We start from the raw sequence: 15,466 nt of genomic DNA, 5'->3' as shown, positions 1-15,466 counted from the left end.
CGACATTCACGGCTCGATCATACCGCGTGAAATTTTCGCGTCGAGCCGCAGACGCAGACGCAATCGCGGGGTATCGTGCGCACGCCGCCATGACGCTTTTGCGTCCGCCTGACGCAAGCACACGCGTTCGCCTAGAACGGCTCCTTGCCCGGGAAATCAGGCGCGCGCCGCTCGCGCAGCGACGCCACGCCTTCGCGCACGTCGGGTCCTGCGAAACCCATGAACTCGAGTGCGAGCGACGTATCGAAGGTCGGCCCCGCCGAGCGCAGCCAGTTGTTCAACGCATACTTGGTCCAGCGAATCGCCGTCTGCGAACCCTGCGCGAGCTTGCGCGCGACTTCGAAGGTCTTCGGCAGCAGGTCGTTGTCGTCGACGGTCAGCGAGACGAGGCCGATGCGCTCCGCCTCTTCGCCGCTCACCGGCTCGCACAGCAGCAGGTAGTACTTGGCCTTCGCCATGCCGCACAACAACGGCCACACGATCGCCGCATGATCGCCCGCCGCGACGCCCAGACGCGTATGACCGTCGATGATGCGCGCCGACTTCGTCGCAATCGAAATATCCGCGAGCAATCCGGCGACGAGCCCCGCGCCCACGGCCGGCCCGTGCATGGCCGAGACGATCGGCTTGCTGCAGTTGATCACGTTGTAGACGAGATCGCGCGCCTCGCGCCACACGCGCGTGCGCACGTCGAAGTCGGTCGCCATCTCTTCGACGAGAGCGAGATCGCCGCCCGCCGAAAAGCCCTTGCCCTCGCCGCGGATCACCGCGACGCGTGTCTCCGGGTCGCGATCGACATCGCGCCAGATGTCGGCCAGTTCGCGATGCATGTTCGCATCGGCGGTAGCGAGCGCGCTGCGGTTCGCGCCTTCGCCGCTCATCACGATTTCGAGGATGCCGTGCGCATGACGCCGCACGCGCAGCGACGTGTAGTGCGCGTAAAACGCGGGTTCAACCGATTGCGATTCCGATTCGTGAGACATGGCAGACATCCGTAAGAGCGACGCGTCGGCGTCGATACCCACATCATGCGCGTAACGCAGCCGACGCCGCGCCACGCGAACCACTTTGCCTAACGCGGCTGATACACCCACTTGCCGTTGCTGATCTCGACCATCACGCGCGCGCGCTGATCGAGGCCGAGGTGATCAGTCGCGCTCATGTTGACGACGCCGTTGGTATCGGCGAGTCCTTTCGTCGCTTCGAGCGCATCGCGCAGCGCGCGGCGGAACTCGACCGTGCCGGGCGCGGCCGTTTTCAGCGCAACGGGAATCGCGTTGTTCAGCAGCATGCTCGCGTCCCACGCATACGAGCCGAACGCCGACACGCTGCCCGGCCCGCGCAGCTTCTCGAATCGCGCGATGTAATCGAGCGCGAGGCGCCTGGAAGCGTAGTCCGCGGGCAGCTGCGAGGCGACCAGCACCGGGCTCGCGGGCAGGAACGTGCCGTTGCAGTCCGCGCCGCACACACGCAGGAAATCGTTATTGCCGACGCCGTGGTTGTGATAGATCTTCCCCTTGTAGCCGCGTCCGATCAGCGTCTTCGGCGGCAGCGCGGCAGGCGTTCCCGCTGCGCCCACGACGACGGCATCGGGATTCGCCGCCATGATCTTCAGGATCTGGCCCGTGACGCTCGGATCGGTGCGATTGAAACGCTCGTTGGCCACCACGTTGATCTTGTGAATCTGCGCGAATTTCGCGACCTCGGCGTAAAACGTTTCGCCGAGCGCGTCCGCCTGGCCGATGTACGCGATGGTCTTCACGCCGTGCTGGCTCGCGTGCTCGGTGATCGCGGATGCCATCATTGCGTCCGTTTGCGGCGTCTTGAACATCCAGTGCCGTTTCGCGTCGACAGGCTCGATGATCTTCGCCGACGAAGCGAGTGAGATCGCCGGGGTTTCGCCTTCGGCGACTACGTCGATCATCGCCAGCGAGTTCGGCGTGATCGACGAGCCGATGATCGCGTCGACGTGATTTTCGGAGATCAGCTTCTTGGTGTCCTGCACGGCTTGCGTCGTATCGGACGCATCGTCGAGCACGATGTATTCGACTTTCTGCCCGGCAATCTCTTTCGGGAAAAGCGTCGCCGTATCGCGCGCGGGAATGCCAAGCGACGCAGCCGGCCCCGTCAGCGACAGCACGAGACCGATTTTCACCTGCGCGAGCGCAAGTCCGGGTAACAGGGAAAGCGTAGCGGCGAGCGTCGTGCGCCGCCTGAGTGTGAATTTGCGAGCGCGGTTGCGCAAAGTTGAAGATGCAAACGTCCCGTATCGCGGCATGCGTTGTCTCCTTTGGTTTTTGTGCGTTCTGCGATGCTGCGTGTTGCATGTTCCTGCCCGCGCGTGGTGTCGTTCGCGCGGGCGAGCGTGCGAGACCCGATGGCCTCGCGCGAGCGTCAGTGTAGCGGCGCGCGTGGCGCTGCCGGCATCGGGCGAAACCCTCTCGGTTCGCCTGCCGCCTCGCGCCGGCTACATAATCAAAGCCCGCCTTCGAGCGGCGCGACAGCCTGATCGATCGAACCGAAAATCGACTTGCCGGCTTCGTCGAACATCTCGATCTTCACGGTATCGCCGAACTTCATGAATTCCGTCTGTGCGCTGCCGTGCTCGATGGTTTCGAGGCAGCGTTTCTCGGCGATACAGCAATAGCCGCGTTTCGCGTCCTTGTTCGATACCGTGCCCGATCCAACAATGGCCCCCGCGCGCAGGTTGCGTGTTTTCGCGGCATGCGCGATCAACTGGCCGAAATGGAACACCATGTCGGTGCCCGCGTCGGGCTGGCCGACCTTCTTGCTATTCCAATGCACGATCATCGGACGATGCACGCGGCCCTCGCGCCACGCGTCGCCGAGTTCGTCGAGCGTGACGGCAACGGGCGCGAACGACGTCGCCGGCTTGCTCTGGAAAAAGCCGAAGCCCTTGGCGAGCTCGGCGGGAATCAGGTTGCGCAGCGAGACATCGTTGACGAGCGTGACGAGGCGAATGCTCTTCAACGCCTGCTCGGGCTTCACGCCCATCGGCACGTCGCCCGTGATGACGGCGACTTCGGCCTCGAAGTCGATGCCGAACGATTCGGACGCGCACACGATGTCGTCCTTCGCACCGATGAAATCGTCGCTGCCGCCCTGGTACATCAACGGATCGGTCCAGAACTCGGGCGGCATTTCCGCGCCGCGCGCGCGGCGCACCAGTTCGACGTGGTTCACATACGCGGAGCCGTCGGCCCACTGGAACGCGCGCGGCAGCGGCGCCATGCATTCCTTCGCATCGAACGAAAACGTGTTGCGCGCCCGGCCCTGATTCAGCTCGTCGTACAGATCGCGCAGTTGCGGCGCGTAGAAAATCCAGTCGTCGAGGACGCGCTGCATCGTCGGCGCGATGGCGTCGGCGATGGCGGCCGTATGCAGGTCACGGGAAACGACGATCAGTTGACCGTCGCGCGTGCCGTCCTTCAGCGAGGCAAGTTTCATGGCGGAAAAGGCATGTGGATGACGATAAGAGGAATCTATTCTACGATGGTGAATCGGCGCGGCCCAAACGGACGCTTCAAGCAGACGATGTCCATTGCAAAGCCCGCGTCGCTTTTCGCCGCTTTAAGGCTCACCGTTCAACCACTGCCTATGCCGCCGACCGCCCGCTCCAGTTCGATCCGCAAGGATGCCCATTCCGCCGAACCGCTCGATCCCGCCGACGACGATGCCGCCGACGAACAGGACGCTGGCGAAGAAAAACTGCGCTCGGGCATCCAGTCGATCGAAGTCGGGTTCCGTCTGCTCGACGTGCTCACGCACGAGCCACGCGCGATGATGCTGCGCGATCTCGCGCAGCGCGCGGGCATGAGCCCCGCGAAAGCGCACCGCTATCTGGTGAGTTTCCAGCGCCTGGGCGTCGTCGCGCAGGACCCGTTGACGGGCCGCTACGAATTGGGCGGTTTCGCGTTGCAGCTAGGGCTGGCGCGGCTCGCGCGCGTCGACGGCGTAAAGCTCGCGCGCATCGCGCTTGCCGGATTGCGCGACCGGCTCGATCTGACCGTCGGCATTGCTGTATGGGGCAATCAGGGGCCGACTGTCGTGCACTGGATGGAATCGAGCTATCCCGCGAAGGCATCGCTGAAACTCGGCGACGTGATGCCGATGCTCAGTTCGGCGACGGGTCTGCTGTTCGCCGCCTATCTGCCGCGCAGCAAGACGGCTGCGATGATCGCGCGCGAACTCGCCGACACCCGGCGTTGGGCCGCCGCCAACAGTCCGCGCACGCCGGAAGATGTCGAACGCGTGCTCGATGACGTGCGTGCGCATGGCTCGGCACGCGTCGAAGGCATGTTGCTGCCGACCATTCACGCGTTTTGCACGCCCGTGTTCGATTCGAATGGCGATCTCGCACTCGGATTGATCGCGCTGGGTCACGAGGGCGCGTTCGATATCGCGTGGGGCGGGGAAGTCGACACAGCGCTGCGCGAATGCGCGCAGAAGCTGTCGTATGAACTCGGGTATAGTCCGACGCCTCGATGAGCGTGAGGAACACATGACGGCGGTGCGCGGTCGAATTGTGTTCAAACGCGCATAGCCTTGCGTTCCGCCTTCAGGATTCTGCCTCTTCCGATGTCATCTCCAGCCGCTCTCCGTTCCGTCACACAGGCTCGACTCGCCGCTGCGCAGCGACGCTCGTCGCGCTGGCGTTGGGCGGGCGTGCTGGCGGCTGTGGTCGGCGCGCATTTCATCGCGGCGCAATGGTTCGAACGGCATCACGACACCTTCAAACCGGCGTCGCCCGAGCATGTTCCCGTGCAGGTCGCGCTGCTCAAGCCCGAGCGTATCGAAACGCAGGCGGCCGGTTCGCCGCCGCCCGTGAAGGCGGCGCCTGCTACCCCAAAACGCGTGGCGCGAGCGCCTCGAGAACATGTACTGACGGCCACCCGGCCCCGTCCGGAACCGCTTGAAACAGCGCCCGCAACGCAAACCGCAAGCACACCTGCAGACGCTACGGCTGCCGCTTCAGCACCGAACGTTGCGTCGTCCGCAACGGCAGACGCCGGTTCCAACGCCGATGCTGCTGGTCAAGGCAACGCGCCGCACACTGCGCCGGGCGTGAAGTTTTCCGTGCCGCCCTCGGGCGAACTGCAATACGACACGTTCTACAACGGCGTGCGCAATCAGCCCGGAACGATCCACTGGTCGAGCGATGGCCGCTCGTACGACATGGTCGTATCGGTGCCCTTGCCGTTCATAGGCACGTTCAGCTATTCGAGCCATGGGCATGTCGATGCCTTCGGCCTCGCGCCTGATCAGTACATCGAAAAGCGCGGCCGGCGCGGCGAAGATATCACCGCCTTCCATCGCGACACGAAACAGATCGGCTTCACCCGTACGCCGAACACGCTGCCGCTGCAGGACGGCGCGCAAGACCGCTTCAGCATGGTGATGCAACTCGCCAGTCTGGTGCGTGGCGACCCCGACGCGTATCAGCCGGGCGTGACGCGCCAGTTCTTCGTGACCGACAACGACAGCGGCGAAATCTGGTCCATTGAAACAATAGGCGACGAAGGCGTGCGCACCGATCAGGGCACCATCGATGCGCGCCATTTCATGCGCCTGCCCCGCCACGAAGGCGACCGGCGGCGCATCGACGTATGGCTGGCGCCGTCGCTCGGCTGGCTGCCTGCGCGTCTCGTGCAAACCGAGCCGAACGGCACGCAGATCGAACTTGTATGGCGCGGCAAGATCGCGCCACCGGAGGCGAACAGCAGCAACGCCGCTTCGTCCGACGACACGCCACCCGCCCCTTCCCAACCGTCCGTCGCCGATCCAGGCGCAGGGCCGGAAAAGCCCTGACGCAAACAGGTCCTTCTTCATGCAGGACACTGTCAAACCGGGACTACAAACGCTGCGCGTCAGAAACTTCCGTCGTTTGCATGAATCGCACGACAAAGCGCGCTGATACGCGCCGGCGGTTCATGCAGATCCAATGAACTGTCGATCCGTTCGTACTTTCATTGCGACATCAATTATGGAGTCTGCATGCAAATCAATGTGAATGGCATCGATACGCGCTACGTCGTGAGCAACGAGGGCGGTGGCCCCTGGCTCACGTTCATTCATCAGCTTGGCGGCGATCTGTCGATCTGGGATCAGCTCGCCGGATATTTTCGGGACGACTACACGGTCTTGCGCTACGACGTGCGCGGGCACGGTCAAACGGCCGTATCAGACAGGCCCTTCGGTGTTGCAGATTTGTCGCAGGATCTGGGCATGCTGCTAGATGCGCTTGGCGTTGAGAAAACGCATATTGTCGGTATGTCGATGGGCGGGATGATTGCGCAACAGTTCGCGCTGGATCACCCGGCACGCATCGAAACCTTGACGCTCGCCGACACGCACGCCGCCACGCCGCCCGACGGTCGTGCCATATGGGAGCAGCGCGCGGCGAAGGCGCGCAACGAAGGCGTCGCGGCGCTGGCGGGGGCAACGATGGAACGCTGGCTCACGGCGGGTTTTCGTGACGCGCATCCGGAGGTGGTCGAACCGATTCGGGAGGTATTGGAGAACACTTCGTCTGAAGGTTACGCACAAGCGTGCATTGCGCTGCGCGATTTCGACGTGCGCAGTAGACTGAGCGAAATCGATCTTCCTACTCTGACTGTGGCTGGACGCCACGACGCAGGCACGCCACCTGCTGCTACACACGAAATTGCGAATGCCATCCGGAACGCGCAGTTCGAGTTGCTGGACGCAGCTCACCTCGCACCGATCGAACAGTCGCAACGCTTCACCGCTTTGCTGGAATCGTTTTTGCAAAAACGGGTCTAACCGATAGGTCCGGAGAATTCAAAGCGTCAGGCCGGACCCACCCCTTGAATTCCAAACCAAGGGCTCCATCTACGCTGCAACACTGGCCAGGAGCCATCGGAAATAAGGAGTGTCGCCATGCAAATGATCTACAACAGCCCCAACTACTGTGTCGTCGAGTTCCCGCCGCAAGACGGCCATGTCTCGATGCTATCCGGCGGGTATGAGATCGTCGACAAGAACACGCAGCGCGAGATTTACATCGACGGTGCGATGGCAGCCAGTTTTCGCGAACACGTGCAGAAACTGATCGAAGACGAACCGACGCTCGACGAAGTCGACGAGTTTCTCGGTCAATTCGACAGTCTGATGAACCAGCCGGTCATTCTTCACTGATCGACAGGCGCCATCCTCCAGGCGACACGTCCCCATCAACCCCGTCCGGCCCCGCGCCGGGCGGGGTTTTTCGTTTTATGCGGCCGGCTGGCGCTGAATGTGGCGCTTTTGTGTGATATCGCGTCGCGAAACGCGGGGGCGCTCTGTTGCGAAAGCAGCGACCCGCGTCAGATTTACGCGTCGCGCTGGCCTGCCCGCACCCGCCGCGCCCTGTGCCAGTCCGTCCCGCGCGGCACGCCCGCGACCATGCGGCTACAATATTGAGTTTCCTGAAAAAAGCCGGCCCGTCCGGCACGAGCCCGATCAGACCATGAACCAGCCCGTCACGTCAGCCCCGTCAGCCGTCGGCCCGCGCGCCGCCTACACGCGCGGCGCGGCCCTGCCCGCGTTGCTCGAATCGCGCATCCTGATCCTGGACGGCGCAATGGGCACGATGATCCAGCGCTACAAGCTCGACGAAGCCGCCTATCGTGGCGAGCGCTTCAAGGACTACGCGCGCGACATCAAGGGCAACAACGAACTGCTGTCCATCACCCAGCCGCAGGTCATCAGCGAGATTCACGAGCAGTATCTGGCGGCGGGCGCGGACATCATCGAGACGAATACGTTCGGCGCGACGACCGTCGCACAGGCCGACTACGGCATGGAAGATCTCGCCGTCGAGATGAACCGCGAATCGGCGAAGCTCGCGCGCGCCGCATGCGACAAGTACTCGACGCCCGACAAGCCGCGCTTCGTCGCGGGCGCAATCGGACCGACGCCGAAAACGGCGAGCATCTCCCCCGACGTCAACGATCCGGGCGCGCGCAACGTCACGTTCGACGAACTGCGCACGGCGTATTACGAACAGGCAAAAGCACTGCTGGAAGGCGGCGCGGACCTGTTCCTGGTCGAAACGATCTTCGACACGCTGAATGCAAAGGCCGCGCTGTTCGCACTCGACGAACTGTTCGAAGACACGGGCGAGCGCCTGCCCATCATGATCTCGGGCACGGTGACGGACGCATCGGGCCGCATCCTGTCGGGACAGACGGTCGAGGCTTTCTGGAACTCGCTGCGTCACGCAAAGCCGCTGACGTTCGGCCTGAACTGCGCGCTCGGCGCAGCTCTGATGCGCCCGTACATCGCGGAACTGGCGAAACTGTGCGACACGTATGTGTCGTGCTATCCGAACGCCGGTTTGCCGAATCCGATGAGCGACACGGGCTTCGACGAACTGCCTGCGGATACTTCCGGCCTCCTGAAGGAATTCGCACAAGCGGGCCTCGTGAACATCGCGGGCGGCTGCTGCGGCACGACGCCGGAGCACATCGCTGCAATCGCGAAAGCGCTGAACGACGTGAAGCCACGCAAGTGGCCGAGCCAGTATCGCGACGCCGCCTGACACATTCATAGCCCGCTTGACGGCGCGCGCACACCGAAGCTTTGACGCACTGACGAAACACGCACACCAACATGACCGATCACACGATGCGCCTTTCCGGCCTCGAGCCGTTCAACGTCACTTCGGGGACGCTCTTCATCAACGTTGGTGAGCGCACCAACGTGACGGGCTCGAAGGCATTCGCGCGGATGATCCTGAACGGCCAGTTCGACGAAGCGCTGGCCGTCGCGCGCCAGCAGGTCGAAAACGGCGCCCAGGTCATCGACGTCAACATGGACGAAGCGATGCTCGATTCGAAAGCGGCCATGGTGCGCTTCATGAATCTGATCGCGTCGGAGCCGGACATCGCGCGCGTGCCGATCATGATCGACTCGTCGAAGTGGGAGGTGATCGAAGCGGGCCTCAAGTGCGTGCAGGGCAAGGCGATCGTCAACTCGATCTCGCTGAAGGAAGGCGAAGATAGCTTCCGCCATCATGCGAACCTGATTCGCCGCTACGGCGCGGCGGCCGTCGTGATGGCCTTCGACGAGCAGGGCCAGGCAGACACCTTCAAGCGCAAGACGGAAATCTGCAAGCGCTCGTACGACATTCTCGTCAATGAAGTCGGCTTCCCGCCCGAAGACATCATCTTCGACCCGAACATCTTCGCAATTGCGACGGGTATCGAAGAGCACAACAACTACGCCGTCGACTTCATCGAAGCGACGCGCTGGATCAAGCAGAACCTGCCGTATGCGAAGGTGAGCGGCGGCGTGTCGAACGTGTCGTTCTCGTTTCGCGGCAATGACCCGGTGCGCGAAGCGATCCATACCGTGTTCCTCTACCATGCAATCCAGGCGGGCATGGACATGGGTATCGTCAACGCGGGCCAGCTTGGTGTGTACGCGGACCTCGACGCCGAGCTGCGCGAGCGCGTCGAAGACGTCGTGTTGAATCGCCGCGAGGACGGAACCGACCGTCTGCTCGAAATCGCCGACAAGTTCAAGACGGGCGCAGCGAAGAAAGAAGAGAACCTCGAATGGCGCAATCAGCCTGTCGAGAAGCGTCTCGCGCATGCGCTCGTGCACGGCATCACGAACTTCATCGTCGAAGACACGGAAGAAGCGCGCGCGAAGATCATGGACGGCGGCGGCCGCCCGATCAACGTGATCGAAGGGCCGCTGATGGACGGCATGAACGTCGTCGGCGATCTGTTCGGCCAGGGGAAGATGTTCCTGCCGCAAGTCGTGAAGTCGGCGCGCGTGATGAAACAGGCTGTCGCTCACCTGATTCCGTTCATCGAAGAAGAGAAGCGCCAGCTTGCCGAAGCGGGCGGCGACGTGCGCGCAAAAGGCAAGATCGTCATTGCGACGGTGAAGGGCGACGTGCACGACATCGGCAAGAACATCGTGTCCGTGGTGCTTCAGTGCAATAACTTCGAAGTGGTCAACATGGGCGTGATGGTCCCGTGCAACGAGATTCTCGCGAAGGCGAAGGTCGAAGGCGCGGACATCATCGGGCTGTCGGGTCTGATTACGCCGTCGCTCGAAGAGATGGCCTACGTCGCCTCGGAAATGCAGCGCGACGACTACTTCCGCGTGAAGAAGATTCCGCTGCTGATCGGCGGCGCAACCACTTCGCGCGTGCACACGGCCGTGAAGATCGCGCCGCACTACGAAGGCCCGGTCGTGTATGTGCCGGACGCGTCGCGCTCGGTGTCGGTCGCGTCGAACCTCTTGTCCGACGAAGGCGCGACGAAGTATCTCGACGAACTGAAGTCCGACTACGACCGCATCCGCGACCAGCATGCGAACAAGAAGGCGCTGCCGCTCGTCACGCTCGCCGAAGCGCGCGCGAACAAAACGAAGATCGACTGGAGCGGCTATCAGCCGGTGAAGCCGAAGTTCATCGGCCGGCGCGTGTTCAAGAACTTCGATCTGAACGAGCTCGCGAACTATATCGACTGGGGTCCGTTCTTCCAGACGTGGGATCTCGCGGGTCCGTATCCCGCGATCCTGAACGACGAGATTGTCGGCGAATCGGCGCGCCGCGTGTTCTCGGATGCGAAGTCGATGCTCGCGCGCCTGATCCAGGGCCGCTGGCTGACGGCAAATGGCGTAGTCGCGCTGCTGCCCGCCAACACCGTCAACGACGACGACATCGAAATCTACACGGACGAATCACGCAGCGAAGTCGCGATGACGTGGCGCAACGTGCGCCAGCAAAGCGTGCGTCCCGTCGTGGACGGCGTGATGCGCCCGAACCGGTCGCTTGCCGACTTCATCGCGCCGAAGGACTCGGGCGTCGCCGACTACATCGGCATGTTCGCGGTCACGGCGGGTCTCGGCGTCGACACGAAGGAAAAGCAGTTCGAACAGGATCACGACGACTACAGCGCGATCATGCTGAAGGCGCTTGCCGACCGCTTCGCCGAAGCCTTTGCCGAAGCGATGCATGCACGCGTGCGCCGCGATCTGTGGGGCTACGCGCAGAACGAAACGCTGTCGAACGACGAGCTGATCGGCGAGAAGTATCGCGGCATCCGCCCCGCGCCGGGCTACCCGGCTTGCCCGGATCACCTCGTCAAGCGCGACATGTTCGACGTCCTGCAGGCGGGCGAAATCGGCATGAGCGTGACGGAATCGCTCGCGATGCTGCCCGCCGCGAGCGTCTCCGGCTTCTACCTCGCGCATCCCGACAGCACGTATTTCTCGGTGGGCAAGATCGGGCAGGATCAACTGGAGGACTACGCGCAGCGCATGTCGCTGTCGAAGGCGGATGCCCAGCGCGCTCTCGCGCCGTTGCTGTAAGTCGGGGACGGCGGGCGGCAGGACTATATCGCTGGCCGTAGGCTGAATATTTTCAGTTGAAAGCACAGCGAGTATTTTCGGCTTTGTAGACTGAGTGGGCATTACTTGCCGACCTGCCAGACGCGACCGAAAAAAACGCGTCGGCTCAACGACTTGCAACCGTCAACGGAGAAAAATCGTATGAAGAAGCTGACGCTGATGTTGACCGCGTTATCGCTTGCCGCCATTGCACCGATCGCCGAGGCCCAGCCTCAGGCGCCGGGCGGATCGAGTTCGGTGAGCTCGTACTCCCCGCCCACCGTCAAGCATGTGAAAAAACCGAAAAAGAAGAAGAACGGCGCATCGGCTCCCGCGACTGCGCCGCAGGGCGCGAGTCAGTAAGGCTTGCGGCGCTGCAAAAGCAAAAGCCCGTCGTTCGACGGGCTTTTGTGCTTCTGGGCTCGACGCAAGGGGCTGACCGAGCGCCATGCGCGGTCTGCGCCACCACGAAAGCGGCGGCCATAAAACCCGACGCAGGCGCCTGGACAGGCGCCGCTCAACGCACGCTGGCGGCTCGCTTCACAGGCCCCAGACGATATCCGTATTGTCCTTCTGCGCCGCGCGCAGCATGTCGAGAAACGGATACGACCGTTGCGCGAGACCAATCGGAATTTCGTGGTGCTCGTGGCCTTCCTCCCCTTCGTGGAAGTGGCCTTCATGCTCGGCGCGCTCCTGCTTGTCCGTGACGATGGCGGCTTCGAGCTTCGAGATCGCCACGCCCAGTTCGTCGTGATTGATCACGCCGCGTTCGCCGAGCCGCTTGCCGATGATGCCCAGCAAATATTGGGCGAGATTCTCCAGCATCACCACATCGGGGGCGGAGCGGCATTTGAAAGTAATCAGCATGATGACGGTTCCCTTTTCGTTATGTTGGCTTCTCGCGCGGCCAGCCGCCGGACACTCGCGACATCGCAACAACCGGCCGCACGGGTTCCGTTGACGCGCCCGCCTGTCAACCGGCGGCAGGCTGGCGGCCACGGCCCTTGCTGGGCATCTCATTGGACATATTAGCACCTGCTAAAATCCGACATTGACGGAAAAAGCTCGCTGCCGTGCGGCCGGGCACGCTGCGCTGCGGCTGCGCGTGTTGCAGACTGTCGCCACGGCCCGCGCCACGATACGTTAGCCGCCTGCCGCGCCGCCGCAGCGTCACGCGGGCGCCGCGCATCGGGCGCCCAAGCGCTTTCCACGCCGTCGACGGCCTTGCATCACGCCGTTCGCGGCGCTGCCCCGCTTCATCGGACTGCCTCACTGGACTCGCAACAAGCATGCTGCCTGCACACAAACACACTCTCGAAACCCTGTTGACCGACGTGGTCAAGCAGGTCGCCCAGGCGACGCAAGGTGAATCCGAAGCCGCGTTCATCGCGCCCGCCATCACGCTCGAACGGCCGAAGGTTGCCGCGCACGGCGACGTCGCGTGCAACGTCGCGATGCAGCTCGCCAAGCCGCTGCGCGCGAACCCGCGCCAGCTCGCGCAGCAGGTCGTCGATGCGCTGCTCGCGCATCCGCTCGCCAAAGGCCTCGTCGACAGCGCCGAAGTGGCGGGTCCGGGCTTCATCAACCTGCGTCTGTCGGCGGCTTCCAAGCAGGCCGTGATCGCCGCCGTGTTCGAGCAACGCGAAACCTTCGGCCGCTCGCAGCGCGACGCCGGCAAGCGCGTGCTGGTCGAGTTCGTTTCGGCCAATCCGACCGGCCCGCTGCACGTCGGCCACGGCCGCCAGGCCGCGCTCGGCGATGCGACGTCGAACGTGCTCGCGTCGCAAGGCTACGACGTGCACCGCGAGTTCTACTACAACGACGCCGGCGTGCAGATCGGCAATCTCGCCATCTCGACGCAGGCGCGCGCCCGTGGCCTGAAACCGGGCGACGCAGGCTGGCCCGAAGCCGCGTACAACGGCGAATACATCGCTGACATCGCGCGCGACTACCTGAACGGCGAGACCGTCTCTGCCAGCGACGGCGAACCCGTCAAGGGCGCGGGCGACGTCGAAGACCTCGAAGCGATTCGCCGTTTCGCCGTCGCGTATCTGCGTCATGAGCAGGATATGGACCTGCAGGCGTTCGGCGTGAAGTTCGACCAGTACTACCTCGAATCGTCGCTGTACAAGGAAGGCCGCGTCGAGAAAACCGTGAGCGAACTGATCGCGGCCGGCAAAACCTACGAGCAGGAAGGCGCGCTGTGGCTGCGCACCACCGACGACGGCGACGACAAAGACCGCGTAATGCGCAAGTCCGACGGCACGTACACGTACTTCGTGCCCGACGTCGCGTATCACGAGACGAAGTGGGAACGCGGCTTCACCAAGGTCATCAACATCCAGGGCTCGGACCACCACGGCACGATCGCGCGCGTGCGCGCCGGGCTGCAGGGTCTTGGCATCGGCATTCCGAAGGGCTATCCCGACTACGTGCTGCACAAGATGGTCACCGTGATGCGCGACGGCCAGGAAGTGAAAATCTCGAAGCGCGCGGGCAGCTATGTGACCGTGCGCGATCTGATCGAATGGTCGGGCGGCGCGCTGCCGGGCCAGGAGGCCTCGCCCGACCTGCTCGACGAAGAAACGATCCGCCGCGGCCGCGACGCCGTGCGCTTCTTCCTGATCTCACGCAAGGCCGACACGGAGTTCGTGTTCGACGTCGATCTCGCGCTCAAGCAGAACGACGAGAACCCGGTGTACTACGTGCAGTACGCGCACGCGCGCATCTGCTCGGTGATCAACGAATGGAAGTCGCGCTACGGCGCCGATGAAGCCGTGCTGCCGTCCGTCAGTCTCGCGCCGCTCGACAGCGAGCGCGCGATGGCCCTGCTGCAGAAGCTCGCCGAATACCCCGACATGCTCACCCATGCCGCCGACGAGCTTGCGCCGCATGCCGTCGCGTTCTATCTGCGCGACCTCGCAGGCGAATTTCACTCGTTCTACAATGCCGAACGCGTTCTCGTCGACGACGAAGCGCCGCGCAACGCGCGCATCGCGCTGCTCGCGGCGACGCGCCAGGTGCTGGCTAACGGCCTTGCTGTGATCGGCGTGTCGGCACCCGCAAAAATGTAATCTCCGCGCGGTTCAATTGAACTTAATTGGGACGATACAAAGATGACCGTCGTTATAATCGACGGTCATTCCAGATTTCCTTTTGCAGGTGAATTAGACGATGGCAAAACCACGCCGCACTACAAAGCAGTCGAAACAAACCGGGGGCACTTTTCTCGGTATCGTGCTGGGCCTGATCGTCGGCCTGGCCATCGCGGTGGTGGTGGCGCTCTACATCACGCGCGCACCGACGCCGTTCGTTGCGAAGGTCGCGCCGCCCGCTGCGTCCGATAGCGGCGCAAGCCAGCCGCAATACGACCCGAACCGTCCGCTGCAAGGCAAGACCCCCGGCCAGCCGGTGCCGCAAGCTGCGCAACCCGCGCCGCCCAACACCGCGCCAGGCCAGACCACGAACCAGACCCAGACGTCGGGCATGCTCGAAGAGCCGCAGATCGTCGAAGTGCCGCCGTCGAACAACGGCGTCGCCGTCGCGCCGAAGCCCGCGCAGGACAACGGTGCCAACAACGGCACGACCACGGCAGCCATTCCGCCGAAGAAGGCGCCGAACCCGACCAGCGCACCCGCCACGACGGCCAGCAACGCGCCGACGCAGCCGCCCAAGGCCGGCTCGACGCCGAACGCCAACGCCGCGCCGCCCGCCGCGAACGACGCGAACACCGGCTATCTGCTGCAGGTCGGCGCCTACAAGACGTCCGCCGACGCCGAACAGCAGCGCGCGCGCCTCGCGTTCCAGGGCTTCGAATCGAAGGTCACGCAGCGCGATGCGGGTGGTGTGACGTACTATCGCGTGCGTATCGGCCCGTTCTCGAAGTTCGAGGACATGAACACCACGCGTCAGCGTCTTTCGGATGCGGGCGTCGATACGGCCGTGATCCGCTTCACCAAGCAGTGATTCACATTCGGTAATGCATTGTCATGCGCCGCCGCTGAACCTTCGGCGCGCGGCGCAAGTCTCAGGTGCGGCAGTCTGCCGTCGAATCCGTAGCGGTCGCGGCGCGCAACAGCCGGCCACCGTTACTTTC

13 protein-coding genes are annotated in these 15,466 nt (G+C 63.6%); 9 read left to right on the top strand and 4 right to left on the bottom strand.

Going from position 1 to position 15,466, the window contains the following annotated elements:
• Positions 1-131: 131 nt before the first annotated feature.
• From C2L66_RS01295 to C2L66_RS01285, 3 genes are all read right to left on the bottom strand, one after another.
• Entirely contained in the window at positions 132-983 is an 852-nt protein-coding gene (locus C2L66_RS01295) for an enoyl-CoA hydratase/isomerase family protein (RefSeq protein WP_054929581.1), read from the bottom strand.
• Between the two features lie 89 nt (positions 984-1,072).
• On the bottom strand, positions 1,073-2,278 hold the full coding sequence (locus C2L66_RS01290) for an ABC transporter substrate-binding protein (RefSeq protein WP_060599333.1): 1,206 nt from the start codon (positions 2,276-2,278) through the stop codon (positions 1,073-1,075).
• A 197-nt stretch (positions 2,279-2,475) separates the two neighbouring features.
• A complete protein-coding gene (locus C2L66_RS01285; RefSeq protein ID WP_054929579.1) occupies positions 2,476-3,468 on the bottom strand; it encodes a fumarylacetoacetate hydrolase family protein in 993 nt (330 codons plus the stop codon).
• Between the two features lie 18 nt (positions 3,469-3,486).
• On the opposite strand from C2L66_RS01285, the gene C2L66_RS01280 reads away from it, so the two are divergent.
• From C2L66_RS01280 to C2L66_RS01250, 7 genes are all read left to right on the top strand, one after another.
• Positions 3,487-4,509 carry an IclR family transcriptional regulator gene (locus tag C2L66_RS01280; protein ID WP_409372572.1) on the top strand — a complete coding sequence of 341 codons (1,023 nt, stop codon included), beginning with the start codon at positions 3,487-3,489 and terminating at the stop codon, positions 4,507-4,509.
• Between the two features lie 90 nt (positions 4,510-4,599).
• Positions 4,600-5,829, top strand: a complete 1,230-nt coding sequence (locus C2L66_RS01275) for a DUF3108 domain-containing protein (RefSeq protein WP_060599334.1) — start codon at positions 4,600-4,602, stop codon at positions 5,827-5,829.
• A 186-nt stretch (positions 5,830-6,015) separates the two neighbouring features.
• Positions 6,016-6,804: a 3-oxoadipate enol-lactonase gene (gene pcaD, locus C2L66_RS01270; protein ID WP_060599335.1), complete on the top strand. Its 789-nt coding sequence runs from the start codon at positions 6,016-6,018 to the stop codon at positions 6,802-6,804.
• Positions 6,805-6,921: 117 nt separating this feature from the next.
• Positions 6,922-7,179 (top strand): BTH_I0359 family protein, encoded by a 258-nt coding sequence (locus C2L66_RS01265; RefSeq protein WP_054929575.1) that lies wholly within the window; start codon positions 6,922-6,924, stop codon positions 7,177-7,179.
• A 310-nt stretch (positions 7,180-7,489) separates the two neighbouring features.
• On the top strand, positions 7,490-8,563 hold the full coding sequence (locus tag C2L66_RS01260; protein ID WP_054929574.1) for a homocysteine S-methyltransferase family protein: 1,074 nt from the start codon (positions 7,490-7,492) through the stop codon (positions 8,561-8,563).
• Positions 8,564-8,634: 71 nt separating this feature from the next.
• The gene (gene metH, locus C2L66_RS01255) at positions 8,635-11,352 is read left to right on the top strand and encodes a methionine synthase (protein ID WP_082670289.1); all 2,718 of its coding nucleotides are present in this window, start codon (positions 8,635-8,637) and stop codon (positions 11,350-11,352) included.
• 180 nt (positions 11,353-11,532) lie between these two features.
• A complete protein-coding gene (locus C2L66_RS01250) occupies positions 11,533-11,733 on the top strand; it encodes a hypothetical protein (RefSeq protein ID WP_054929573.1) in 201 nt (66 codons plus the stop codon).
• Positions 11,734-11,910: 177 nt separating this feature from the next.
• On the opposite strand, the gene C2L66_RS01245 is transcribed toward C2L66_RS01250, so the two are convergent.
• A complete protein-coding gene (locus C2L66_RS01245; RefSeq protein ID WP_035986930.1) occupies positions 11,911-12,237 on the bottom strand; it encodes a DUF1840 domain-containing protein in 327 nt (108 codons plus the stop codon).
• 422 nt (positions 12,238-12,659) lie between these two features.
• Between C2L66_RS01245 and argS the strand changes: the two genes are divergently transcribed.
• Both argS and C2L66_RS01235 read left to right on the top strand, forming a co-directional pair.
• Positions 12,660-14,444, top strand: a complete 1,785-nt coding sequence (argS, locus tag C2L66_RS01240) for an arginine--tRNA ligase (RefSeq protein ID WP_054929572.1) — start codon at positions 12,660-12,662, stop codon at positions 14,442-14,444.
• A 100-nt stretch (positions 14,445-14,544) separates the two neighbouring features.
• Positions 14,545-15,336, top strand: coding sequence for an SPOR domain-containing protein (locus C2L66_RS01235; protein WP_054929571.1), 792 nt, complete (start codon positions 14,545-14,547; stop codon positions 15,334-15,336).
• Positions 15,337-15,466: the final 130 nt, after the last annotated feature.

It is taken from the genome of Paraburkholderia caribensis, from assembly GCF_002902945.1.
Taxonomy (GTDB): Bacteria; Pseudomonadota; Gammaproteobacteria; order Burkholderiales; family Burkholderiaceae; genus Paraburkholderia; species Paraburkholderia caribensis.
This window is presented reverse-complemented; position numbering and strand designations above follow the sequence as displayed.